Origin of the sequence: Pseudomonas sp. B21-040 (genome assembly GCF_024748695.1) — a bacterium.
GTDB lineage: Bacteria > Pseudomonadota > Gammaproteobacteria > Pseudomonadales > Pseudomonadaceae > Aquipseudomonas.
This window is the reverse complement of the sequence record NZ_CP087176.1, coordinates 3152927-3179006: the sequence shown is the minus strand read 5'-3', so window position 1 is coordinate 3179006 and position 26080 is coordinate 3152927. Positions and strand designations below refer to the sequence as shown.

General features: G+C 59.7%; 19 protein-coding genes. 8 read left to right on the top strand and 11 right to left on the bottom strand.

All coding sequences use genetic code 11. The features are described from left to right. Positions 1-106: 106 nt before the first annotated feature. The 4 genes from LOY55_RS14725 to LOY55_RS14710 all read right to left on the bottom strand — a co-directional run bounded on the left by LOY55_RS14725 (position 107) and on the right by LOY55_RS14710 (position 4735). Entirely contained in the window at positions 107-1216 is a 1110-nt protein-coding gene (locus LOY55_RS14725; protein WP_258668236.1) for a CaiB/BaiF CoA-transferase family protein, read from the bottom strand. 93 nt (positions 1217-1309) lie between these two features. Further along, positions 1310-2395, bottom strand: coding sequence for a Zn-dependent alcohol dehydrogenase (locus LOY55_RS14720; protein ID WP_258668235.1), 1086 nt, complete (start codon positions 2393-2395; stop codon positions 1310-1312). A gap of 79 nt (positions 2396-2474) precedes the next feature. Continuing rightward, complete coding sequence (locus LOY55_RS14715; protein WP_258668234.1) at positions 2475-3596, bottom strand: acyl-CoA dehydrogenase; 1122 nt, start codon at positions 3594-3596, stop codon at positions 2475-2477. Beyond that, positions 3593-4735, bottom strand: a complete 1143-nt coding sequence (locus LOY55_RS14710; protein ID WP_258668233.1) for an acyl-CoA dehydrogenase family protein — start codon at positions 4733-4735, stop codon at positions 3593-3595. Before LOY55_RS14710 ends, LOY55_RS14715 begins: the two co-directional genes overlap by 4 nt. Before the next feature lie 143 nt (positions 4736-4878). Between LOY55_RS14710 and LOY55_RS14705 the strand changes: the two genes are divergently transcribed. Further along, complete coding sequence (locus tag LOY55_RS14705) at positions 4879-5667, top strand: enoyl-CoA hydratase/isomerase family protein (RefSeq protein ID WP_258668232.1); 789 nt, start codon at positions 4879-4881, stop codon at positions 5665-5667. Positions 5668-5677: 10 nt separating this feature from the next. Continuing rightward, positions 5678-6325 (top strand): TetR/AcrR family transcriptional regulator, encoded by a 648-nt coding sequence (locus tag LOY55_RS14700; RefSeq protein WP_258668231.1) that lies wholly within the window; start codon positions 5678-5680, stop codon positions 6323-6325. Positions 6326-6383: 58 nt separating this feature from the next. Here the strand turns inward: LOY55_RS14700 and LOY55_RS14695 are convergent, their stop codons facing one another. Both LOY55_RS14695 and LOY55_RS14690 read right to left on the bottom strand, forming a co-directional pair. Further along, a complete protein-coding gene (locus LOY55_RS14695; RefSeq protein WP_258668230.1) occupies positions 6384-7796 on the bottom strand; it encodes a coniferyl aldehyde dehydrogenase in 1413 nt (470 codons plus the stop codon). Between the two features lie 16 nt (positions 7797-7812). Next, positions 7813-9591, bottom strand: a complete 1779-nt coding sequence (locus LOY55_RS14690) for a hypothetical protein (RefSeq protein ID WP_258668229.1) — start codon at positions 9589-9591, stop codon at positions 7813-7815. 286 nt (positions 9592-9877) lie between these two features. Here LOY55_RS14690 and LOY55_RS14685 point away from each other — a divergent pair, with 286 nt between their 5' ends. The 6 genes from LOY55_RS14685 (at position 9878) to LOY55_RS14660 (ending at position 15769) form a co-directional block, all read left to right on the top strand. Further along, on the top strand, positions 9878-11017 hold the full coding sequence (locus LOY55_RS14685) for an acyl-CoA dehydrogenase family protein (RefSeq protein WP_258668228.1): 1140 nt from the start codon (positions 9878-9880) through the stop codon (positions 11015-11017). Positions 11018-11047: 30 nt separating this feature from the next. Then, positions 11048-12235: a lipid-transfer protein gene (locus LOY55_RS14680; RefSeq protein ID WP_258668227.1), complete on the top strand. Its 1188-nt coding sequence runs from the start codon at positions 11048-11050 to the stop codon at positions 12233-12235. Between the two features lie 54 nt (positions 12236-12289). Then, the gene (locus LOY55_RS14675; RefSeq protein WP_258668226.1) at positions 12290-12727 is read left to right on the top strand and encodes a MaoC family dehydratase N-terminal domain-containing protein; all 438 of its coding nucleotides are present in this window, start codon (positions 12290-12292) and stop codon (positions 12725-12727) included. A gap of 9 nt (positions 12728-12736) precedes the next feature. Next, positions 12737-13153, top strand: a complete 417-nt coding sequence (locus LOY55_RS14670) for a MaoC family dehydratase (protein ID WP_258668225.1) — start codon at positions 12737-12739, stop codon at positions 13151-13153. A gap of 33 nt (positions 13154-13186) precedes the next feature. Further along, positions 13187-14017 carry an SDR family NAD(P)-dependent oxidoreductase gene (locus LOY55_RS14665; protein ID WP_258668223.1) on the top strand — a complete coding sequence of 277 codons (831 nt, stop codon included), beginning with the start codon at positions 13187-13189 and terminating at the stop codon, positions 14015-14017. Positions 14018-14200: 183 nt separating this feature from the next. Then, positions 14201-15769, top strand: a complete 1569-nt coding sequence (locus tag LOY55_RS14660; protein WP_258668222.1) for a long-chain-fatty-acid--CoA ligase — start codon at positions 14201-14203, stop codon at positions 15767-15769. Positions 15770-16089: 320 nt separating this feature from the next. Here LOY55_RS14660 and LOY55_RS14655 read toward each other — a convergent pair whose 3' ends face one another. The 5 genes from LOY55_RS14655 to LOY55_RS14635 all read right to left on the bottom strand — a co-directional run bounded on the left by LOY55_RS14655 (position 16090) and on the right by LOY55_RS14635 (position 26003). Beyond that, entirely contained in the window at positions 16090-18519 is a 2430-nt protein-coding gene (locus LOY55_RS14655) for an RND family transporter (protein WP_258668328.1), read from the bottom strand. Between the two features lie 26 nt (positions 18520-18545). After that, positions 18546-19622: a YCF48-related protein gene (locus LOY55_RS14650; protein ID WP_258668221.1), complete on the bottom strand. Its 1077-nt coding sequence runs from the start codon at positions 19620-19622 to the stop codon at positions 18546-18548. A gap of 71 nt (positions 19623-19693) precedes the next feature. After that, on the bottom strand, positions 19694-21058 hold the full coding sequence (locus LOY55_RS14645; protein ID WP_258668220.1) for a DUF1329 domain-containing protein: 1365 nt from the start codon (positions 21056-21058) through the stop codon (positions 19694-19696). A gap of 32 nt (positions 21059-21090) precedes the next feature. Continuing rightward, positions 21091-22920 carry a DUF1302 domain-containing protein gene (locus LOY55_RS14640; protein ID WP_258668218.1) on the bottom strand — a complete coding sequence of 610 codons (1830 nt, stop codon included), beginning with the start codon at positions 22918-22920 and terminating at the stop codon, positions 21091-21093. 350 nt (positions 22921-23270) lie between these two features. Beyond that, positions 23271-26003, bottom strand: coding sequence for a LuxR C-terminal-related transcriptional regulator (locus LOY55_RS14635; RefSeq protein WP_258668217.1), 2733 nt, complete (start codon positions 26001-26003; stop codon positions 23271-23273). Positions 26004-26080: the final 77 nt, after the last annotated feature.

The window sequence follows — 26080 nt, the reverse complement described above, 5'->3', positions numbered from 1 at the left end:
ATTAGGGTCAATGCGACCAGACAGGTGCCCTACAGCCACCATGATTCACGGTAGACCAATTGAGGTTTCCAGCTTTTTTAATCGATGGTTGGCTGCTTTTGAGGCTTCAAGACCAAAGCCCCTCGCCATTCGCATCGAGTGCCGCTTTGACTTGTTCTGTATTTTCGCCACGGGTCGGTGTAGGGCCCGGCGTCACCACTTGGCTATCAAAGCGTGGTGCGGGGTGGGCCTGCAACATGCCATCACGCTCGAAATACACACCTCGCGCGACCATGTGCGGATGCTCGACAGACTCATGCGGGCCGAGTACCGGAGCAAAACATACGTCTGTGCCTTCGAACAGCTCGCACCAGTGCTCGCGAGTACGGCCAATAAAGATTTGTTCGAACGCCGAGCGCATTTCGCTCCAGTGCCCTTTATCCCATTGTTTGGCGAAGCGAGGGTCATCGACCAGGCCTAGTTTTTCCAGTAATAGTGCATAAAACTGGGGTTCCATCGCCCCCAGGGTAATGTAGTGGTTGTCGGCGCAACGATAAGTAGCGTAGAAATGGGAGCCATCGTGCATGCTCTTGCCTCGCTGCTCCTGGATACCACCACGGGAAGCCATCGACATCAGCAACTGCATCATGTGCGCCGATCCGTCGACGATCGCGGCATCCACCACTGTGCCGTTTCCTGTAGTGCGCGCATTGAGGATGCCGGCCAGTAGACCCACCGCGAGATAGAGTGCCCCGCCACCGATGTCGCCGATTAGCGTGATAGGGGAAGACGGCGCTTCTCCCTCTGTTCCGCAGTAATACATCGCTCCGGACAGCGAGATATAGTTGTTGTCGTGGCCTGCCGCATGAGCCATCGGGCCACTCTGCCCCCAGCCTGTCATACGCCCGTAAACCAACCTCGGATTACGGGCCAGCAACACCTCTGGACCAAGCCCTAGACGCTCCATCACCCCGGGGCGCATCCCTTCGATTAACGCGTCCGCATTTTCGATCAACTTCAGCACAGTCTCACGCCCCTCGAGCGTTTTCAGATCGACTACGACAGAGCGCTTGCCACGATTCATCGTATTCGTCGAGGCTTTCTTCTCGCCTGTAACATAGGTAGTTTCGCCACGCTCAACGGCGATGACTTGCGCCCCGAGATCTGCCAGATGCATGGCACAAAACGGTCCGGGACCGATGCCGCAGATTTCTACAATTTTAATGTCGCCAAGCATGGGTATCCTCTTCTCTCGTCCGTTTTTGGTTTGCTAGTCGGAGTCGGGCGGTAACCGCGTCTACGCGCCCTGCCCCGACCACTCAGCCAAATCTCATTGATCGAAGACGATCACCGAACGCGCCAACTCGCCACGACGCATTTCGTCGAAGGCAACATTGATATCCTCCAGTTTGATGCGCTGCGAAATCATCTCGTCGAGTTTGAGTCGGCCCTGCATGTAGAAATCGGTCAAGCTCGGCAGATCGACCGGAAAGCGGTTAGAGCCCATGATCGACCCTTGGATGCGGCGCGCTTGCAGGAGCTGGAAAGGGTCGATTTCGAGCTTGATGCCAGGTTTCATCATGCCAATGATCGTGGCGCAACCGCCGCGTTTGAGCATGCCGAACGCCTGCTCCGCGGTCTGCTTGAGGCCGATGCATTCGAACGAATGATCCACACCGCCCCGGGTCAGCTCCACCACCTGCTGGACCGTTTCGCCCTGCTTGGCGTTGATGACATCGGTAGCGCCAAACTGCCGGGCCAATTCCAGCTTGGAGTCCACCATGTCGATGGCGATGATGCGACCGGCACCGGCCAGCACCGCGCCATTGATCGCGGCCAGGCCGATGCCGCCGCAGCCCAGCACCGCCACGGTTTCGCCGGGACGTACTTTGGCGGTGTTGAACACTGCACCGGTCCCAGTGGTCACGGCGCAGCCGAGCAGTGCGGCGCGGTCCAGCGGCATGTCACGGCGAATGGCAACCAGCGCATGCTCGTGAACCAACATCTGTTCGGCATAGGCGGACAGGTTGGCAAATTGCGGCATGGGTTTTTGCACGTACGTCAGGCGTGGCTCATCACCTTTGCCGCGACGTGTTTCCGGCGATACGCACAGCGACAAGTGGCCGGTGACGCAATGCGCGCAGTGGCCGCAATAGACTGACAGGCACGTGACCACATGATCCCCAGGTTTGACGGTGCGCACGTCCGAGCCCACCTGTTCGACGATACCGGCAGCCTCGTGGCCGAGAACCACCGGTGCGGGATGTGGGTACATCCCGTCGACGACGTGCAGGTCTGAGTGACAGACACCGACAGCGACCGTGCGGACCAGCACTTCACGCGGACCCGGCTTGCTGATTCCGACGTCCTCGATCGTCAAAGGGGAGCCCGGTGTATGGAAAACGGCAGCTTTCATGATGTACCTCGGTAAACATTATTGTTTTGTGGGCGTGAATGGTCAGTCCATTCACGCGATGACTGAATAAGCCGGCACTTCACAAACTTCGATCGGTCAACCCTACCCAGAACCCCTCGGAACCCGCGGCAATCGCCGCCTTGCCGAGCACCTTGGCCCAATGGGCATCGCTGCCGAACTCGTCACGCCAGGCCCACAGGCGACGCGTCGCAAAATGCAGTGTGTGTTCATGGGTAAAACCGATAGCGCCGTGCACCTGATGGGCCACGGACGCGGCCAGCGTTGCGGCTTCGCCGGCACACACCTTGGCCACCGCGATGTCGAATGCCAGGGTGCTGTGATTGCCGGCGGCCCCGAGGAACAGATCGCTCGCGCTACGCAAGGCAACTTGCACCGCCATCCGCGCCGCGCCTGTGGCACCGGCCATTTGAGCCAGGTATTGCTGGAGGACCTGTTGCTTGCTGATCGGCTTGCCAAATTGCACGCGTTCATTGGCGTACAACACGGCCTTATCGACGGCGGCTTCAAGCGTGCCCACCAGCGTGCAAGCGCGCACCAATGCACCGAGATGCCATATCGGCTCGGGCAGATCGGCCAGTTGCAGATGACCGGTAGCCTGACTGCTGGCGTTGGCGAACACCAGGGTGTCGCGCTCTTCATCGGCAAAATTGCTACCGGCTGCCAGGGTCACGGCTGCCTGGCGCAGGTCAACCAGCGCCAGGCGTTGGCCATCGGCAACAACCGCCCAGCGACATGTACGGGCCCAGGGCACGTTGACGGCTCGGCCCTCGAGGTGCCCCCCCTCTTGATCAAGTCGTAGATCGCCCAGTCGGCCGGCTTGAATCAGGGTGATCGAACCTTCTGGCACTTCCATCCCGGCGTGCGCCAGCAGTGCTGCCGCGAGCATGGTTTCCGCCAGTGGCAGGGGCGCCTGCCAGTAACCAATGGCGCGCAAAACCGGGCTGGCGTCGAGCCAGTTGGCACCACTCCCCCCAGCGCTTTCCGGTACCAGCGCACCGGGCAGACCGTTGTCGACGACCTGCTGCCATAACGCATCTGCGCGGTGGCCAGCATCGAAGCGCTCGAGCAATTCACGGGTGACGTGTTTGGCAAACAGACGCTCGACGCTGTCGGCGATCATGGTTTGCAAATCCGAAGGGGTGCCATCGTCCGCACCCTGGTTATTGATTGCTGTGTTCATCGCAGTCCAAGACCCCCGGCAATAATGCCGCGCAGAATTTCACGAGTGCCGCCACGCAAGGAGAAGGACGGTGCACTCTGAGTCAGGAATCGCATCGCTTGGTCGAGGTCGGAGCCTGGCTCGCGCTGATCGCCGAACAGGTCGTGAGCGACGTCAGGAATCGCCTGTTCGAGCAAGGCCCCTTGGTCCTTGACCACCGTCGCCGGGATGGCCGGGTTTTCGCCACGGGCGAGCATGCCGGCGACGCCCAGCGACATCTGCCGCAACGTCGCGTAACGCGCTGCCAGACGACCCAGGCCGACTGCGTGCCGGCTATCTTGCGGGTCGGCCTCGTCCAGCATGGCGAGATACAACTGGGTGCTGCTCAGGTAACGCTCCGGACCGCTGCGTTCCAACGCAAGCTCCGCGGTGACCTGCTGCCAGCCATTGCCCAACTGCCCAATGACGAAATCATCGGGAACGAAGACGTTTTCCAGGAACACTTCGTTGAAGTCATGCTCGCCGAGCATGTTGTAGATCGGGCGCACGGTCACACCGGGAGCCTTGAGGTCGATCAGCAATTGCGACAGCCCCGCGCGCCGATTGCTCTCCTCCTTCGGTCCGGTCCGCAGCAGCGTAATCATGTAGTGGGCCAGGTGGGCGCCTGATGTCCAGACTTTGCTGCCGTTGACGATCCAGCCACCTTCGGTTTTTTCCGCACGGGTGCGCACCGACGCCAGGTCGGAACCGACGTCGGGCTCGCTCATGCCGATTGCCATAAGTATCTCGCCGCAGGTGATGCCGGGAACGATCTGCGGTGCCAAAACTTCCGGAGAAAACTTGATCAGCAACGGACCGCTCTGACGTTCGGCGACCCAGTGCGCCCCAACCGGTGCGCCTGCCGCCAGCAGTTCTTCCAGAACCACGTAGCGCTCCAGCGCACTGCGTTCGTGACCGCCATAGCGCGCGGGCCAGGTCATGCCCAGCCAGCCGCGCTCACCGAGCTTGCGGGTGAATTCCGGAACAAGGCCGACGAGACCTTTGGCACGCTCGGCCGGTGAATAGTGCTTCAACTCTTCGGCGAGAAACGCACGAACCTCTGCGCGTAACGCTTGCGCCTTGGCGTCTAGCCTACAGGGCTTGATATCGAGTGCCTGCATGGGGGGTCTGCTCATTTGGTGTTGAGTTACGGTCGACCAACACACTTGCTGGTCAGCCAATAAGTAAATAAGCTACCAGCATTCTCGTCACAGGATCAAGCGCCATCGATCCAGTCAATTTCCCTTCTCCTACGGAGCCTCAGATGACTACCCTCGCCCCCTTTACTCCCGGCCGCGGCTTGACCCTGGAACTGCAAGGGCATGTCGCCACACTTGAGTTCAGCCGACCGCCGCTGAACTTCTTCGATCAGGAACTGATCATGGATCTGCTGGCGGCATTGGCGCATCTGGATCAATTGCCGGCCTGCCGCGTCGTTATCCTGCAGGCCGAAGGCAAGACGTTCTGCGCGGGCGCAGACTTCACGGGACTGGCGGAGAACGGGGAAAAAATTCGCCCTCGTCAGCTGTACACACACGCCGTGCGCCTGTTTCGCACGGCCAAGCCACTGATTGTCGTGGTGGAAGGCGCCGCCGTCGGCGGAGGCCTGGGTTTGGCACTGGTGGGCGACTACCGTGTCACCAGCGAGAAGGCCCGTTTCTCGGCAAATTTCAACCGCCTGGGCATGCACCAGGGGTTCGGCATTTCTGTTACGCTGCCGCGCGTCGTCGGCATCCAGATGGCCTCACTGTTGATCGCCACCGGCCGCCGTATCGACGGCGCGCAAGCGGTACGTATTGGCTTGGCGGACGTGCTCGCCGAGCCGGGCCAGGAGCGCCAGGCGGCTCGTGCCCTGGCTGAAGAAATCGCCATGAGTGCACCGCTTGCCGTCATGTCGAGTCGCCAAACACTGCGTGCCGGCCTCGCCTATTCAGTGGAGGCAATCATCGATCGCGAGGCCAGCGAACAAGAGTGGCAAGTCCTCACCAGCGACTTTGCCGAGGGCAACAAGGCGATGCGCGAGCGTCGCGATCCTGAATTCACCGGTGACTGATATTTCGTCTATGGACACTCCCGACCCAAGCACACCCAACAGCCCCCGTCGAACCCAAGTGGAACGACGCGCCGAAGCCGAACAAAGAATGCTGGAAGCCGCACGCCAGATCGTCGCCCGCAAGGGCTGGATCGGCATCACCCTGGCCGAGGTCGGTCTACAGGCGGGTTACAGCCGCGGACTGGCGGCGCATCACTTCGGCACCAAAGCCAGGCTGTTACGTGCGTTGGCCGGGTTCGTGAATACCCGGTTCATGGAAGTCATCGATGACAAGGCGCCCCAGCGTCAACCCGGGCTGGGCACCTTGCTTGGGTACATCGATGCGTACTTCCTGCGTGACGACGCCGAATGGACCAACGCCCGTGCCTTGCTGGCGCTTATGGCCGAGGGCGTGACGCTCGAATCGGAATCTGGGGCGATACTGGCCGAGTACAACAACTCGGTACGAATGACCCTGGCAAAGCAGGTGAACATCGGCATCGCCAACGGCGAAATCCATGTTGGCACCGATCCGCTGGCAGCCGCCACGCTGTTGATTGGAACGATGCGCGGCATGATGCTCCAGCTGTTACTCGATCCATCGACGGCGGACCCGGCACGGGTGCACAAGCAACTGCGCAGACTGATCGAGACCCTGCTAACCCTGCCCAGCGATTAATTCTGGGCTATAAAAAACGCCCACCGGTTCTCACCGGTGAGCGCTATTCCTTCAAGGCTTATCGCTTGATCATCGCATCAATCATCTGCCGCACTTGCTCGGTGAAGGGTGGACGGGTGATGTCCGGCCCCTCTGCTGCACGCAGTATTGGCTTGGGATGGCTGAATGTAATAAAACCCTGGTGCCCCAGATAGCTGCCCATGCCACTGTTGCCAACCCCGCCAAACGGCAGGCTGTCGACACTGGCGTGAAGCGCCACGTTATTGATTGTCACCCCACCCGAGACCGTGCGTTCGAGGACAAACTGCTCCTCGACCACATCGCTGCCAAAGTAGTACAGGCCCAGCGGACGCGGATGAGCGTTGATGTATCCCACCACCTCGCGCATGTCCTTGTAAGGCTTGATCGGCAACAGCGGACCGAAGATTTCGTCCTGCATGATCTTCAGTTCATCACCCGGATTACACAGCAAGGTCGGGATCATCTTGTGATGAGGCTGGTCGGAGAAATCTTCATCCGCCGGATTCACTTCGATCAACTCGACGCCAGCCGTACGGGCCTCATCCAGATAACCCTGCAGGCGTGCGAAGTGACGGGCGTTGATCACGCAGGTGTAGTCCGGATTGTCCTTGAGGCTCGGGTAAAGTCTCGCGACCGCCGCTTTGGCGTGCACAATGAACGCCTCCATCGACTCCTCGGGAACAAACACATGATCCGGTGCCAGGCAGACCTGCCCGGCATTCAACAGCTTGCCGGCCATGATCTTGCTCGCGGCAGCCTTCAGATCGGCGGAGCGCGACACGATGGTGGGCGACTTGCCACCCAGCTCCAGGGTGACCGGCACCAGGTTCTCGGCAGCGGCGCGCATCACATTCTTGCCAATGCTGCTCGCACCGGTGAACAGCAGATGGTCGAATGGCAGGCTGCAGAACGCCTGACCGACTTCGGCATCCCCGGTGACGATGGCGATTTCATCCTCGGCGAAGGTGGCGCTGAACATACGCTGCATCAGTTCGGCACACTTGGGATTCAACTCAGAGACCTTGACCATCGCCCGGTTACCGGCCGACAAGGCGCTGGCCAGCCCCTGGATCACCATGCCCACCGGAAAATTCCAGGCAGTCACGATGCCCACCACGCCTAGCGGCTGGTACTGAATCCAGGCCTCGCCACGGTCGGCAACGCGTTGCTCGGGCTGCATCCACTCGGCAATTCTGGCCCTGGTTTTCTTCAGTGACGAGAGTGGGCCCAACACGTCGATGATGCGCGTCAGGTCGTGGCTGCGATGGCCGAAGTCGGCCGCAGTGGCTTCAACGATTTCCTGTTTGTACTCAACCAGCATGCCGATAAGGCGGTTGAACAATTCGCAGCGTTGTTCGGCGGTCCAGATGTCGTTGGACAGGTAAGCCGTGCGCTGCCTAGCGAGGATTTCGCGCAGTCGCACCACTTCGGGTAGTTCAATCTTGCTCATTGGAGGATTTACCTTCTCATTGTGGGTCGTTACGACCCTTCAGGTCGGCGCTGGACACTGACTGCACGCCGCTGTCGTTGAAATCGACTTTCTTCATTTTGGTGGTATCCAGACGCACCAGGCCGAAGGCCATGCCGTACTCAATGGCACCGTCTTCGTTGACTTTGACGGACGAGTACATGCCATTGAAGCGAGGGTCGCTGCCGGTGTGGACCGTCAATACGGTTTTACCCGTGTCGAGGTCCATCCCGATGTGATAACGGTCGTTCCAGTTGCGCGTGAAGTAACCGTCAATGATCGCCATACGGCCGCCGCCACTGATCATCGGCACGGACGAGATCGACGATACGTCGTTGCGCATCCACAACTGTTTCCACGTATCGGTCTTGTGGTCCCACTTCAACATGGCGACGCCTTTGGGCCCTGGACGGGTGGCACCGTTCAGGATGCTCACGTAGAAATGATCACGCGCCAGATACGGCGCATCCTTGCTGACCAGGTTATTCACTACGAAGGCATAGTCGCCATACGCGGACACCGACTGCTCGGACTGCACGATCTTGCTGTCCGGGCCCATGTTCACCTCCCGCTGATCAGCAATGCGTGCCGACAGCGTTCCGGGCTTCTGCTTCCAGTCAGCAGGCATCTGGTCGCGCCAGAAAGCCACCATGCGCATTTTTTGCGCGCCGTCGGTGATGACTACCAGCTTGTCTTCGTCAGGCCCGAAGCCCATCAACGTGGGAGTGGAGCCCGTGCCATCGGCGATTTTCGGGGCCGAGACGCGAATGCCTCGGTCATAGGCGGCTTTCCAGGCACCACTGGCTTCATCGCTGTGAATCTTGCCGTTGGCGTCCACCACCAACCGGTACATGTTCTGATTCGACGCGACATAGACCGCGCCGCCGCCCGCCTCATCACCGCTGGCAAAGGCGTTGAGAAACAACTCGTCCTGCCCCTCGACGGCATAGGTGTCGACCACCTCCAGGGTTTTCGGATTGAGGGTGATCACCTTGCCGCCAACGGTATTAAGGACCAGAAAGCCGTTGAAGGTCATGCCCATGCCGAAATTGAAGTCGGCAGGGAAGTCAGTGCCACGCTTAACTTTTTCGTTGTCGTACAGTGTCTCCGGCAGCACCTTGACCAATGGAGCGACCATGCCCGATCCTGGTTTTTTCCAATCGACTTGATCAATGCGGAAAATCTGCCGGCCACCGGCACCAATGAAAGCATCCTCACGGGTCAACACCGAATAGAGCGCCCCGCCACGAAGCTGGTCAGTGATGCTGGTGAGCATCCGGTTGGGCTGTGCGCGCATGTAATCGAGCAGGCCTTTCTCGTCCTTGGCATCCAGGAACCGTTTGACGTCCTGGGTCTGCTTGAGACGCTCCTCGTCGCCAAGTTTCTGAAAGCTGGGCAAATTAAGTGGCATATCGACACGCGCCACCTCAACCAGCTTGCCATCGATTTTCTGGTATTTGCGCAGGCCCAGGCCGGACCACCACCACGTCACGTCAACGTCGGCGACCTTGTCGTCGAAGTGCGGCATACCGCCTGCTTCACTCGGGAAGTAGGTCACCGACTCCGGGGTCAATTCGTAGGAACCATGCGGCACCGCAATCTCGGTGCTGTCAGTCTGCGCGCTGTTCCAATGCGCCTGATTGTTATAGGTGTTGGCCAGATAAGGGTTCATCGGCGGTGGTGCAGCCTGGGCAGCGGCCGCAACGGACAAGGCTGCCAACGTCAGGCCCGCGCTCAACTTCACGAAGCGAGGTTTTGTGATTGTTATGCTTCTCATGGTGGAAACTCCTTGAAGGAATGACTCGGTGCCCGGGCGCTCACGGCGCGGGATCAACACCAACCCACAGAGCCTACTAAGCCCCTCTGATTCACCCCCCCCCCATGATGAGTAGGTCACCAGGGAAGTCCGGCAAAGCACTGCCCTTGCCACCCTCAAAATCTTCCCCCCCACCGTGGGGAGGGATGCTACGACAGACGCCCCGGCAGCATTCCTCCAGTCCCTGCGAGCACATGGCTTCCCCTGTTGAGCCGTTTGCCGATTTTTTCAGACACTGGAGTACGTAATGCACATTCAAAGATCCATCTTCCGCGAAGACCATGAAATGCTCCGCGAAACCGCCCGCCGCTTCTTTGAGCGTGAGTGTGTTCCGCGTCAAGCCCAATGGGACGAGGCCGGTAAAGTCGACCGCGAGACCTGGTTGAAGGCCGGTCGAGAAGGTTTGTTGTGCACCATGATTCCGGAAGAATACGGTGGCGGCGGTGGCGACTTCGGCCACTCGACGGTCATCAACGAGGAAATGCACCGCGCTGGCGTTTCCGGCGTCAGTTTCGGCCTGCACTCGGACATCATTGCGATGTATATCGTGCGCTTTGGTACCGAGGAGCAAAAGCATCGCTGGCTGCCGAGTATCTGCAGTGGCCAAACCATCCTCGCCCTCGGAATGACAGAGCCAGGTAGCGGCAGCGATCTGAAAGCTGCGCGTACCACCGCGGTCCGCGATGGCGACGACTACGTCATCAATGGCAGCAAGACCTTTATCAGCAATGGCCTCAACTGCGACATGGTTTTGCTGGCCTGTAAAACAGACCTGACGGCGGGTTCCAAAGGCATCAGCCTGATCATGGTTGAAACCAGCCGTGAAGGTTTTCGACGTGGTCGCAAGCTCGAAAAAGTCGGCCAGCGTGCGTCCGACACCGCAGAGATGTTTTTCGACGATGTGCGCGTGCCCGTCAGCAACCTGTTAGGTGAAGAAGGCAAAGGCTTCGCCTACATGATGCAGGAGCTGCCACAGGAGCGACTGGGCATCGCCATCTACGCCGCTATTCACCTGGAACGCTTGCTGGAGCTGACCGTCGAGTACGTCAAGGACCGCAAGGCCTTCGGCGGAACGGTGTGGGATTTCCAGAACACCCAATTCAAGCTGGCCGACGCCAAGGCCGCCTCTGTCGCGGTACGCACCATGGTCGACTACTACATCAGCGAGCATATGCGTCGCAAGTTGACCGTGGAAGAGGCCGCCATCGCCAAACTCTTCGCCACCGAGACCCTGTGGAAGCACCTGGACGACATGGTCCAGATGCACGGCGGTTACGGCTACATGCTCGAGTACCCGATCGCCCGCGCCTTTGTCGACTTGCGCATATCACGCGTCTTCGGCGGCAGCAACGAAACCCAGCGCGATTTGATCGCTCGCAAACTGTAATCCCCCTCCTCTTTTTCCGAGACCCATGACATGAGCGATAAAGTTATTGTTGCCGGCGTCGGCATGATTCCGTTCAGCAAACCCGGCGCAAGCCCGACCTACACCGAGATGGGCGCCGAGGCCCTGCGCCGTGCCTTGAAAGATGCCGGCATTGGCTACGACAAAATTCAGATGGCCTTCACCGGTTACGTATTTGGCGATTCCACCAGCGGCCAGACCGCGCTGTACGAAGTGGGCCTCACCGGTATTCCGGTGGTCAACGTCAACAACAATTGCTCCACCGGCTCCACCGCACTGTTTCTGGCCCGTGCCGCCGTGGCCAGCGGCCAGGTCGAATGCGCCCTGGCGTTGGGCTTCGAGCAGATGCAGGCCGGCGCGCTGAGATCGCATTGGGATGACCGCCCGCGTCCCCGCGCGCGTTTCCTGCACGTACTCGAGACGCTCACCGCCGATGCCGCAGACATCCCTCAGGCCTTGCGTGGTTTCGGCGGCGCCGGTCGCGAGCACATGCAACGCTACGGCACCTCGATGGAAGCCTTCGCCGCGATCCGCGCCAAGGCCAGCCGCCACGCGGCCAACAACCCGTTGGCGCTGTTCAAGAACGTGGTGACCACCGAAGAGGTGATGAACGACAAGGTCATCTGGCCCGGCGTCATGACTCGCCTGATGGCGTGCCCGCCAACCTGCGGTGGCGCCGCGGCGATCGTCTGCAGCGAAGCCTTTGCGAAAAAGCACGGTCTGCGCACCGACGTGGCGATCCTCGCCCAGTCGATGACCACGGACTCGGTGGTGTCTTTCGATCCACCGTCGATGATCAGCTTCGCCGGTTTTCACATGGCCCAGGCGGCGGCCAACCAGGTCTACGAACAAGCCGGCATCGGCCCTGAAGACATTCGCGTGGTCGAGTTGCATGACTGCTTCGCCCATAACGAACTGCTGACCTATGAAGCCCTGGGTTTTTGCCCGATCGGTGGCGCCGAACGTTTCATCCTCGATGGCGACAACACCTACGGCGGCCAGGTCGTGACCAACCCGTCCGGCGGTCTGCTCTCCAAGGGTCACCCGCTGGGCGCAACCGGTCTGGCCCAATGCTATGAGCTGACCCATCAGCTGCGCGGTACCGCCGACAAACGCCAGGTGGACGGTGTGCAGATTGCCCTGCAACACAACCTGGGCCTAGGTGGCGCCTGCGTCGTCACGCTGTTTGGCAAGAACTGATCGCCACGCTAGCGCGCCTGATGAAGGCGCGTTTTTGACTAGGAGCCAAATGAAATGGCAGACAAAAATCTGATCGGGCACAGAACTGGAGTGTTCAGTGTTGACGTCGAAAAGGGCCGCCTGCGCTTCTTCGCCAAGGCCATCGGCGAGACCGACCCGATCTACACCGACGAAGCTGCCGCGAAGGCTGCTGGCCACCGCGCTTTGCCGGTCCCCCCGACGTTCCTCAAGTGCATGGAAAGCGAAGGCCGCGACGTGGTGGAACTGCTCAACCTGGTCGGCTTCGACCTCGGTCGGGTCCTTCACGCCGAGCAGTCCTTCGTCTACCACAAGATGGCTTTTGCAGGCGATGTGCTGACCTTCGACGGCTTCATTTCCGACATCTACGAAAAAAAAGGTGGCGCCCTGCAGTTCGTGGTCATGGAGGCCCGGGTGACCAATCAGCATGGCGAGCACATCGCCGACATCCGCTCCTCCCTTGTGCAGCGCTAAGGAGTCCTCATGACCGTTCAATATTCCGATATCCAGGTCGGTGACGAGATCCCGCTGCTCAAGCTGCAGCCGGTCAATCGCACCACGCTGGCCTTCTATTGCGGCGCTTCGGGTGACCACAACCCGATCCACGTCGACCTCGACTTCGCCCGCAAGTCGGGGATGGACGATGTATTCGCCCACGGCATGTTGTCTGCGGCGTACCTCAGTCGTCTGCTGACCGCCTGGGTGTCGCAGAGCCAGGTGCGCAGCCTGTCAGTCCGCTTTACCGGCATCACTCTGCTCGGCCATGTACCCACCTGCACCGGCAAGGTCACGGAGAAGTTCGAGGAGGCCGGCGAACAGCGCGTGCGCCTGGCACTTCGCTGCACCAACCAGTACGGCGACGAGAAGCTGGCCGGTGAAGCCATCGTCGCCCTGGCTTGATTTTTCAACCCACACACTCTCAGGAACAACACAATGAAAAAGCTTGAAGGTAAAGTCGCCCTGGTCACGGGTTCCGGTCGTGGGATCGGTCGTAGCGTTGCGCTGCAACTGGCCGCTTATGGCGCCAAAGTGGTGGTCAATGACCTGGACGCGGCCCCGGCCGAAGAAGTGGTAGCAGAAATTCGCAATGCCGGTGGCGAAGCGGTTGCCTGTGTTGGCAGCGTGACCACCGCCGATTTCGCTGAGCGTTTCGTGCAGACCGCGGTACAGAACTACGGCGCCATCGACATCATCATCAACAACGCGGGTTACACCTGGGACAACGTCATCCAGAAAATGACCGACGAACAGTGGTACGCCATCATCGATTGCCACCTGACTGCGCCGTTCCGCATCCTGCGTGCGGCTCAGCCAATCATGAGCGCCCAGGCCAAGAAAGATGCCGCCGAAGGCCGCGAAGTGTTCCGCAAGGTCGTCAACATTTCCTCGGTTGCCGCGGGTGGCAACGCCGGTCAATCCAACTACTCCGCCGCCAAGGCCGGCATCATCGGCATGACCAAGACCCTGGCCAAGGAGTGGGGCCGCTTGAAAGTTAACGTCAACGCCGTGGCCTTCGGTTTCATTGAAACCCGACTGACCCAGCCACTGGCCGGCAACGAGAGCAAGACCGTCAACATCGAAGGCCGTGAAATCAAGGTCGGCGTCCAACAGGAACGCCTCGATAATGCCAGCACTGCCATTCCTCTGGGCCGCCCGGGTACGGCGCAAGAAGCCGCCGGTTCGGTGGTGATGCTGTGCCTACCGGAAGCCAACTACGTGACGGGGCAAGCATTGGTGTGCGGCGGGGGCTACGGCAACCTCTAAACGGCCGTTCGTCTCCCCGGGCACTCTTCCCGCCCAAGGCTGGAAGAATGCCCGGACAATGAAAAAGTGGCATCCAGGACACCTTGCCAATCACTTTCGATGACATCGACGTTCCGCCCGGCTGCCTGGCCGGCGACAGCGAGAAAGCAAGGAGTCCTTACAAAAATAAGATTGGAGGTTTCGATGTACATGACTCAAGGGCTGCAACGCCATCGACAGCAGCGCCCCAATGCCACGGCAATCCGTTTTCAAGGCCGCAGTGTGACTTTCGCTCAGTTGGCTGATCGCGTTGCCCGGCTCGCTGGCGCGCTCAAACGCCTAGGCGTGGCCAGTGGTGAGCGTGTGGCAATGCTCTCACTCAATTCCCAACGCTACATCGAGTATTACCAGGCAGTGCCATGGGCCGATGCCGTGCTCAACCCGGTGAATATCCGCTGGAGCGCGGCAGAAATCGTCTATTCCCTGAATGACTCGCAGACCTGCGTGTTAATCGTCGACGACGCCTTTCAAAAGCTGGGTACCCAGGTAGCTGTCGAGGCAAAGAGCGTTCGGTTGATGATCTACGCCGGTGACGGCGAAACACCCGAGGGCATGCTCAATTACGAAACGCTGATCGCCGAAAATGAACCGGTGGAAGACGCACACCGATGCGGCGACGCCCTGCTGGGAATTTTCTACACCGGCGGCACCACCGGTTTTCCCAAAGGCGTCATGCTCAGTCACAACAACATCGGTATCTCCGCCCTCGCCAACCAGGATCGTGTGGGCTATGGCACACATACGCGCTACCTGCACGCCATGCCGATGTTCCATCTGGCCGACCTGGCCGCGATTGTCGTGCTGTTCCTCAGCGGTGGTATGCATATCGTGCTGCCGGCCTTCAAAACGCAAGAGGTGCTCGAGCAGATCAGCCAGGAGCAAGCCACCGACACCTTCTTGGCGCCGACCATGCTGCAAATGCTCCTCGACTGGCACCAGGCAAATCCCCCCCGAACAGCACTGGACCTGAGCTCGCTTCGGGAAATCACCTACGGCGCCTCGCCCATCACCCCCGTCTTGCTCAATCGCGCCCGTCAGACCTTCCCGGCGGCCCAGTTCGCCCAAGGCTATGGCATGACCGAAATGGCGCCCGGGATCACTATGCTGGGTGCCGAATACCACTGTGAGGAACATCAGCGCAGCGGCAAGATGTATTCGGCCGGGCTGCCGATCAGTTGCGTGGAAATCCGCATCGCCGATGCCGAGGACCGTGAAGTACCCCGTGGTACAGTCGGCGAGATTCTTGTGCGCGGGCCGAACGTCATGCTCGGTTACTGGAACAAGCCGGAGGCCACCGCCGAAGCGTTACGCGGCGGCTGGATGCATACCGGTGACGGCGGCTACATGGACGCCGACGGTTTCATTTACATCTGCGATCGCTTGAAGGACATGATCGTCAGCGGCGGCGAGAACATCTTTACTGCTGAAGTCGAAAACGCCATTGTCAGCCATCCGTCCGTTGCCCAGGCGGCGGTCATTGGCATCCCTTGCGACAAGTGGGGGGAAACGGTGCACGCGGTGATCGTCCTCAAGCCGGGCGCCAGCGTGCCTGAAATCGAAGTGATCGCACACTGCCGTGCTCTCATTGCTGGCTACAAGTTGCCACGTAGCATCGAGTTCCGTGAGGCGCTGCCGATGTCCAGCATTGGCAAGGTGCTAAAGAACGAACTGCGCAAACCGTTCTGGGAAAACCGTCTGAGCAACGTTAACTGAGGTTCGCGCCGGTGTTCAGCAACCGGCATCCACGGCGACAGAGGGTTAACTTGTTGGCCGCCAGGACCTCGTAGACAAGCAAGCAACGCATTCGCCCGGTTAATGACCGGGCTTTTTTTTGCAAGAAGAAGGCTCCGGCCCGTGTGTCAGTCCGCTATCGCGAGCAGGCACACGCCTGCCTTTGATCGAGGATAACGCAAGGCTCGCGGGGCAACACAGAACGAAATGCAAGAGTCCGGCTGGCCGGCGATGGCGTCTTTAACGTCAGCCATCGCCAGCAAGCCGGACTCCTAATATGGGTTTGTATAGGTTGGTTGGCCTTATCGCACTTTGCGCAACAGAAAGTGCGACAGCGCCGGGATCAGCACCAGTGCCCCGACCATGTTCCAGATGAACATGAACGTCAGCAAAATCCCCATGTCTGCCTGAAATTTGATCGGCGACCAGGCCCAGGTGATCACGCCCGCGGCCAGGGTAATGCCGACCAGTGCAACCACCTTGCCGGTAAAGGCCACTGCATTCTTGTAGGCCTCGGTCAACGACAAATCAGCACGTTGCTGCGCCAATTGCACGCTCAGCAGGTACAGGGCGTAATCCACACCGATCCCCACACCCAATGCGATGACGGGCAACGTGGCCACCTTCACGCCCATGCCCAGCCAGACCATCAACGCTTCACACAAGATCGAGGTCAGCATCAGCGGCACGACGGCCACCACCACCGCGCGCCAACTGCCGAAGGTAATGAAACACAGAACAATCACCGCGCCGTAAACGTACAGCAGCATGGTGTGGTTGGCCTCGCGCACCACAATATTGGTCGCAGCCTCGATCCCGGCACTGCCGGCGGCGAGCATGAACTGACGGTCACCGGTACTGTGTTCACGGGCGAAGGTTTCGGCCACCTGCACCACGCGGTTCAGCGTCTCGGCCTTGTGATCCGACAGATAGGCCACGATCGGCATCATCGAACAATCGTTGTTGAACAAATCAGGGCTGCTGACCGAGGCCTGCTGGGCGCCGTAGTTCAGCACATTCTGGTTGCGGGCGATGGTCTGCCATTTCGGATTGCCCTCGTAGGAACCGGCCGTGATTTGCTGAACCGCGTTCACCAGCGACACCGTGGTTTGTACGCCCGGTTGCAGCTGCAGCAACCAGCCCAAGCGATCGGCTTCCACCAGCGTTTCGTACTTCAAGCAACCTTCAGAGGGGGTCTTGAGCATGATCGCGAACTGATCGCTGGACAGCGAGTAGTTGGCGGTGATGTAGGCATTGTCGCGGTTGTAGCGTGAGTCCGAGCGTAGTTCAGGGGCACCGGGGTCAAGGTCACCAATCTTCAGGTGACTGCTGACGACGAGACCGCCGACGGCCAGCAAACCTGCAATGCCCACGGCAACCGTTGCCCAGCGGCGCTCAGTGAAGCGGTCCAGAAAGGTCCAGACCACGCCCACCCCCTTACCGCGCAGCTCCTGATTTTCTGCACGCAAACTGCGCACCGCGGCCTTTGTGCTGACGCCACAATAGGACAGCAGCACCGGCAGCAGCACCAGGTTTGTGAAAATCAGCACCGCGACGCCGATGCTCGCGGTGATCGCCAGGTCCTGGATCACCGGGATGTCGATCAGCATCAGCACCGCAAAACCCACGGCATCGGCGAGCAGCGCGGTCAGACCGGCGAGAAACAAGCGGCGGAAGGTATACCGCGCGGCGACGAGTTGGTGCGTGCCGCGGCCGACGTCCTGCATGATCCCGTTCATCTTCTGCGCGCCATGGGACACGCCAATGGCAAACACCAGGAACGGCACCAACATCGAGAACGGATCGAGCGCAAAACCGAACAGCGCTACAAGGCCCAACTGCCAGGCGACCGCCACCACCGAACACAGGATCACCAGTGCGGTGCTGCGCACACACCGGGTGAAGTAAAAAATAATCGCCGTGGCAATCAAGGCGGCGGCACCGAAGTACAGCATGACTTGCATCAGGCCATCCAACAGGTCGCCGACCAGTTTGGCGAAGCCGATCACCCGGATCTTGATCGGGCCTTTGCCCTCTTCCCCACTGACGCGAACATGTCCTTCAAACTCATACTTGTCGCGCAGTTTCTCTTCCAGGTTTTTCGAAAACTGGTGGTAGTCGATTCCTTCGCCTGTGACCGGGTCTTTTTCTAGCAGCGGCACGAAGATCATGCTCGACTTGAAGTTGTTACCGATCAGGCTGCCGACGATCCCCGAGCGTGCAATATTCTGGCGCAACTGCTGCACGCTTTGCGTTGAGCCGTCATAGGAATCGGGCATCACCGGGCCACCCTGGAAGCCTTCCTCGGTGACTTCGGTCCAGCGCACCGCTGGCGTCCACAGAGACTTCATCCAGGCACGGTCGACGCCAGGGGTCACGAACAATTCGTCATTGATTTCCTTCAGCGCATTGAGGTAATCCGGGGCGAAAATATCGCCACTGCTGCTTTCCACCACGACCCGCACCGCATTGCCCAACCCACGTAGCGACTGGCGGTTTTCCAGATAATTTTTGATGAACGGCTGACTCTGCGGAATCATCTTTTCGAAGCTGGCATTGAGCGTCAGCCGTGTGATCGCAAAGTAACTGAGCGCAACCGTCACCAGCAGACACGCCAATACCACCCACAGGCGGTTGTTGAAAATCAGCCGCTCAAGGGCGTTACCGGAGCGCGCATCGAAGCCCTTCAGCTCACGGATGACCGGCATTGTGTCGAGTTCGTAGTGACCCATCATGGAGTTCTCTTTGTTCTACCGGACTATTCGAGGGGTATCAGGCGCAGGCCACGGGTGCCCGCGAGCACTAATGAACCGCCGCTGGCAACGTGTGCGGCGGCGACCGGTGCCAGCGCGGTGTTCGGTTGGAGGTGAAAGCTGGCGCCGTCGTCGCTGCTAACCAGCACGTGACCAGCTTGAGTGACCAGTACAATCCGGCCATCGGCCGTGACGCTGCTGGCGGTGACACTCAGGGGTAAGCCCAGGTCGACTTTGATCCAACTACCCCCGCTGTCGGTGCTGCGGTAGACATTGCCGCGCAAGCCGAATACCAGCACAATACCGGGTTTACCGGTGATGCCGAAGAAGCTGCCGTTGTACGGCGTCGGGGTAGAAACGAAGCGCCCCCGGGCACGGTCCAGTTTCAGCACCAGGCCTTGTTCACCGGCGATGAACAGGTCATCACCGATCGGGCGTATCGCGTAGAGGTTCAGCGCCGTCGGGTTATCGGTACGGTCCAGCCACGGCGTCCAGTGAATGCCGCCGTCATCGGTGCGCAAAATCAGGTTGAAGGCACCGACGATATACCCCACCCGTTCGCTCTCGAACCAGACATCCAGAAAAGGCTTGTCGGCACCCTCTTCTATCATCCGCTGAGCGTCAGCAACCCGCGCTTGCAGGTCCGGATTGTCGGGTTGGTCGGCGAGTTGCTCCTGGTAGTAAGCGAGCAGGTTCGGGCCGACTTGCCGGCCGTCGAGTTGGCGGGTCCAGGTCTGGCCCGCGTCACTGCTGTGCAGGACCACACCGTCATGCCCGACGGCCCAACCCTGTTGCGCAGTCGGAAAATGCACCGCAACCAGGTGCGAACTGACGGGCACGTATGCCTGCTGCCAGCCCTGGCCGTTGTCGTCGGAATAGAGAATGTGGCCGCGCTGCCCCACAGCGAACAAACGCGAACCGGCCTGCGTAATACCTGTGAGCATGCCGTGGCTGGCGAGCGCACTCGGCATGGCGTCAGTGTCCAGCACATCGACAAATTCACCGGCAGACGAAGTTCGGGGGAATGGCACCGCCAACGCTGCCGTCAGCGAAGCGAGCAGAACCCACTTGATCATTGTCATTTTCATCTCGACTCAAAAACCACCGGGACTCAACGAACAGTCCCGGAGGTGTACGCCTACTTCAGACCGGGTTAGCGAACGCCTGTGCCCGCCAGCGATTCAGGGGACCATTGGGCCTTGGACTGCGGCTGGATGTAGCTCATGCCGCCGTAAGCACCGTATAAGCCCGTCACGCTGTAAGTGCCTGCCGCGAAGTCATAGATCATGTGGTTAAGGGTGTCCGGCGCCTGCGCGTCATAGCTGTAGGTCAGATGAGCAAAGCCACCACGGTACAGTTGGCCGCGCGTGTCATATTCGTCGGACGCCAAAATGGTCCAGCTGTCTTCGTCGATGTAGAAGGTGCGCTTGCTGTAGATATGGCGTTTGCCCGGCTTCAACGTCGCCTCGACTACCCACACACGATGCTGTTCCCAGCGCACTAAATCAGGGTTCAGGTGCTTGGCCGTGACGATGTCAGCAGGGTTCTTGTGGTAGTTCAGCTTGTAGGTGTTGTACGGCACGAGCATTTCTTTCTTACCGACCAGCTTGAAGTCGAACCGGTCCATCGCGCCGTTGAACAGGAAGGTGTCGTCGTAAGTCATGACACCCGAGGTGCCCGGGTTCGGCGTGTCATAGGCCAGATCCGGCGCCAACTTGACGCGACGTTGCCCCGGCAGGTACTGCCAGGCCCGGCGTGGCTGTTTCAGCGAGTTGACCGCATCGAGCACCAGGATGGCTTCACCGACACGTCGCGCCGGCCCCGTATAGGTCAGTTTGAGTTTGTAGTAAGTCTCATCCGGAGCCACCGGGCCCGCCGGGCGCTTGGGATCGTAGACCGGACATTCGATGCCGGCGACACCCGAAGAGGCCAGCGAGGAGGAACCGGTCGCATCATTGACCCACGTATCATATTTGTTGGTCATGGCCGCCCCTTGATACCGCAAGAGGTGGTTCCACATCGCTTCATTGCCAGTGCCGGGAATAGGGAACGGCACGCCCGGCAGGGCATTTTCCAGCGCCAGGCCGTCGTCGCCGGTCTTCGCCGCCAACGCGTTTGCAGCCGTGTTCTCCAGCACCTTCTGTGGCAAGGCCACCGTGCGGTGAGTCGGGTAAACGTCTACCCGAAAGCTTGGATAACGCTTGAGCAGTTCCTGGGTCGTCGCGGTCAGCTTGTCCGCGTACTCGGCGGCATTTTTGCCGCTGACCACCACGCGTGGTTTTTCGCTTTCGAACGGGTCGGGGCGGAACGTATCACCAGCCTTGAATCCCGCAGGAATAGAGGTGAGGCCACCGGTGTACGCCGGGATGTTGCCATCGGCGCTAGCGGATTTATCGGCGCCAACCGCCGTCAGGCTAGTGCCGAGCTTGGCGGCCTGGTCTGGGGTTACCGCTGCATGGGCAGCACCGGCGATGACCAGCGCCAACGTAGCCGTCAGTAGATTTTTAGCAAACTTCATGGGTTATCTCCTGTTATCAGGCAACACTGCGATCAGAATGTGGTTTTGAACGTCGCCGTGACCATGCCGCGGTCACTGATCTGGGCACTTGAGCCCGCAAACGTGGTGGGTTGACCGACGACACAGCTGTAACTCCCGTTGACGCCCGGCGTTGCACCGTCGCCTGGCCTGCCTACGCTGCCGGGGGATTTACACATATCGAAATCGCCAAAATTGGCCACATACTTCAAGTCGAAACGGTACTCATCGTGCACGTCCATGCCGACGCCAACCGAGTAGCTGCCGGTGCCCGTGTTGCCGCCCATCTGTACCGAAGAATCACCGCTGAGACCGACGGTATAAGAGACCGGCATATACATGTTGATGCCGGGGAATACCTGGTACCAGGTCGGGTTGAAGTTCATGCCCAGGACGTAGTTATCCTTGGAGACCTTGTCGATACCGTGGTACCAGTCCTCGCCTTTGAACAATTGCTCGTTATCCGTGACGGACAGCCAGCGGCTGTAGGCAAGTTCGACCAGCAACGAAGAGCTGTCCCACACTGGCGTGTTGCCGAAGGTTGCCAAGCCGTTGAGCACGGCATGCACGGTATTACCGCGTGCGACGGCGTTTTCGCCATTAAAGCTGGAGATGAAGCCGGGTGTACCCGCAGCGGCCGCAGCCTGGCTGACGGTCGCGGCAACACTGGACAGCGGCATGTTGTGGCGGTAGTTCACATCCAGCCCGACGCTGACCCCCTCGATGTTTTTCGACAGGCTGATACCGTAGATATCAATGTCATCGGCATAAAACTGGTTGTAGCTGCCCACCACACCCGAGATCAGCTGCGCGGGACCGACAGCGGTCGGGTGCAACACCACGTTCGGCAGGATGTCGGACGTTTTGCGGTAGTAGAAACCCAAGGTACCGTCCAACCACGCAGGACTCCACTTGGCCATCAGCCCGAAATCGCCCGTCTTGTCCGGTGTATAGGTATGACCGTTCTGGAGTCGCAGGAACTGATTGGCGCCTAGCGGCCCTGCCTCACCGAACAGCGGATTGGCTGCCCCGATGATCGACAGGTTGTGCCCGCCACTCTGGATGCCATCGTTAAAGCCCAGATACGTACCGGACTCGGGGATACGCGCGGCGTTCCAGTCCAGAAAATACTGCGCCCCGATCGACCACTGCGGATTGATCGTAAAGTTGGTGGACAACTGGGTACGCGGGATGAACAGTTCTTTCGCTTCGGTACCAGGCACGGCCAGTGCCTTGCTGATATCAAGCCCGGACTGGCCATAGCTGACACCGTGAGTGAAGGACAAGACGCTTTCACCCCAGTACTGAGTGGTTTTACCCAGTCGGCCACTGAGCAGCGACTCATCACCGACTTCCGTATTGCCAAATAAGAAGGCATCGAGAATTTCGGAAGAAGGACCGTTGTTGTAACGCTCGGCATAACCGCTCAAGTGACGGGAGTCCGGCTTGCCATCGTTGAGCTGGTTGGTCGATGGATTGAAGCTGCCGACATCGTCATAGGCGTGGTCGTACCAGCTGTTGGCACTGACCCTGAACCCTGCCGTTTTCTTGAAGGCCACATCCAGTTCGGAGAGTACGTCCACGCGCTGGGCAACAGGACTGCCGGACGAGAAGTTGCGATCACCGTCGTTGTTGTTCCAGGCGTTGGCCAGCTTGGAATCGGCACTTTGCACGCGCTGCGCGTAGTTAAGCTTGACCGTGTTGTCAAAACGGACCGAAACATCCTGGCTGCCCGTATCGATCTCGAAAGCCTGTACGGGGGCTATCCCCAGCCCCGTCAGAATTGCCGAAGCAAGAAGACCTCGATGGATGCTGGCATGACAGATCTTATTATTTTTATTCATCTAACTTGCTCACCTTCTCTGTGGTTTACGAAAAGTTGTTCATCGAATCCGTGACACGCAAGGATCGCTCCCTGGGTGCACTAAAGGGCCTTAACGTAGACCTCAGGCTATTGCGTCATGCGCAGGCAGCCACCCCCGTTGGAGGGGGGGAAAAAGGGGGGGAATGAAAAATAGGAAGCATGTGAAGTGCCCGCGTTACGGCGCAGCAAAACGCAAGCGCAAGGGCTGGCAAATCGCAATTGACCTGACCTGGAATAAAAAAGGCCGGCATTGCTGCCGGCCTATGTTTTATTGCCATTGCCATCGGAAACCAAACCTGAGACCTGTCGACGCTAACCGTCCTGGCGGGACTAGTCGATATTCTGATCACGCCATTTAGCAATCGCTTCTATCCGACCAGCCACACCCAGCTTGGCGAACAGATTCTTGACGTGCCATTTCACCGTTTCCGGCGACACGCCAAGGGTGCGGGCAATCTTCTTGTTGGTCATCGCTTGTGCCATCAACTGCACGACCTCGGTCTCTCGCTCACTCAGCGATGCCATTGGCAAAACCACCTTACGCTCGGCGTTCTCTGCCTGCGTAGCGGCCGCAATCAGCCGTTGTGCATAGAAGGCGAGCACCGGGTCGAGCGCCTTGGCTTGCAGCAGGTCGTTCAGCATGCTCGGCAACGGCGGCGCCACATCGAGCAGGCTGCGAACCAGGCCCAACCGGTGCCCCTGACGCAGGACCTCGATCAGGTGCTGATGGGCCTGCCCATCGTTTCCCTGGCCTTTCTCGGCCATACAGAGTTGCAGTCGCACAATGGTCGCTAGTTGCCAATGTGTTGCCATTTCGCACAGTTCGATCAGCGGTGCGATGTGCTGAATCGCCTGGCTGAATTCTCGCTGATAGAAACTCAACTCGACTGTGGCCCGCATGGCCAACAACTGGATCATCAATGGGGTGCCGCGCAGGATACCGGCCTGTTTGTCGGCCAGCCCCTGGAGTTGCGCCAACAGCACTTCGGCCTGTGAGGTCTGGTATTTTTCGAGGTGCCAACGCATCCGCACGTACAGTGCCGTGGCCAGCAGACGCTCCAGGTCGTAGCGTTGCGCATACTCTTTGAGACGGCCCAGATAGACCAGCGCCTGGGTTTGCTCGCCCTTGAGCCAGTAAGCCCGGCTCAGCGCCAGCAGACTGTGAAGCACGATATTGGGCAGGGAGATCCGCTCCAGCACGTCGAGGCGCGGTTCCAGCAATTGGCAGACCTCGGCCAGGTTGTTCTGTTCGTACAACAGGCTGGCCAAGAAAGCCGCGGCCGCATGACCAGCGACCGCCGCACTGCTGCCGTGCGGTTTGACCTCTTCCAGGGTGTTGCGAAAGATATTTTCCGCCTCACTGATACGTCCTTCGTGCACCAGGCTCACGCCATAGATACAACGGCCGATCAGGGTCCTGCGCGGCGATGTGTTCGGGCGGTCGCTTTGCTGGATGATCGCTCGCACTCGCTCGTGATCGCCGCTGAACAGAGACAGCCATGCGAGAATGGAGGCGCGCCCGGTCAGGATCAAATCGTCGGCATCGTCAGGAATCGCTTCCAGTTCCGGAGCAAGGGACCAGGCCGCCTCGGTCAGGTCGCGCTGCATGGCCAGCGTGCCACGGGTGACCAGCAGGCCCTGGCGTTGCTGGGTATTGAGCCGATCCTGATGCGCCTCCAGGTGATCGAGTATCGCCTGTCCTTCTGCGAAGTTATGCGCATGGAGCTGCAATTGGGCCATCACCAATTGCAGGCTGTAGCGCTCACGCATTTGTTCCATAGGCAACTTGCGCAGCAGGTTGGGCAGCTGGCTCAGGGAGCCACGCGCCATCAATTCGTGCGCACACGCTTCGACAATCTCGGCGGCAATCTGGAAATCGCCGGCCATGACCGCATGACGAACCGCCTCGTCGATATGACCTTGTTCAAAGAGCCAGTCCCGAGCGACCGCATGCAGTTTTTTCTGCTCTTCTTCGGGCTCACGGCTCAGATGTTCACGCAGTACCTCGCGCAATAGCGGATGGAGGCGGTACCAGGTTTCCCGGTCGTGGCTTTTAATCTGAGTGATAAACAGGTTATCGCTGTCCAGTCGGGTCAACTGGCTCATCATCCCGGCAATCGCATGCGGCTTGCCGACGAGCCGGGCACACAACGGTGCCGTGAAGCGATTACAGATTGAAGAGTGAGTCAGCAATTGCCGGTCGGCGAGTGGCAAATGGACCAGCACCTCCTGCTCAAAATACTGCGCAAAAGCACCCGCACCACGAACCTGCATGCGACTGAAACTGCTGCCCTGCTTGGATTTCAAGTCAATCGCAAACAGTTGCAACCCAGCCACCCAGCCATCGGTCAAGTCGTGCAAGACCTCGGCATCGTGGGTACTTATTTCGCCAAACTGGCGCAGGTAGCGCTCTGACTCTTCGACGTTAAAACGCAAGTCCCGCAAGTCATACTCGGTCAGATGACCTTGCGTGCGCAGGCGGGCAAGCGGAAGTGTGGCGGGTAAAACGCTGCGCGTGCCGAGCACCAGATGCAGGTTCGGCGGTGCATAGTCGAGCAGCCAGCCCAGCACCTTGAAGATGTCGGGGTCATTCAGGTGATGCACGTCATCGATCATCACCACCAAGTCGGTGCCGTGCTCCGCGATGGCCTGGAGCAAGACGATGATCCAGTGCTCGAGCGCCAGCTCGCCGCCACCCTCTGCGAGCAGCAGTGCGGCCTCCCGAGCAAGTGTGGCATCGACTTCGGCAACACTGGCCAACAAGCAATTGGCCAGCCGTGCGGGCTCGTTGTCCTCGCCCGTCAGCGACAACCAGGCCACGTCGAAATCGATCGCGATCAGTTCTCGTCGCCAGGCCAGCATGGTGCTGGTCTTGCCACTCCCGGCCGGCCCCTGAATGGCTACGCAGCGTTGTCGGCGCGCCTCCATCAAGCGGCTCATCAGCGATGCGCGGGGCATCAGTTGACGGGCGCCGCGAGGCGGAATGACCTTCGTATCCGGGATGAGTTGCAGAGCCCGGTCGGCTGACAGGTGGAGCTTGGGGCCTGAGGGCGGAATGGGCATCAACTGAATTCCAGAAACAATCTTCTTCAAGTACAGGCCGGCAGTTTAATACAGCGGGGACAACCGGTTGAATCGCT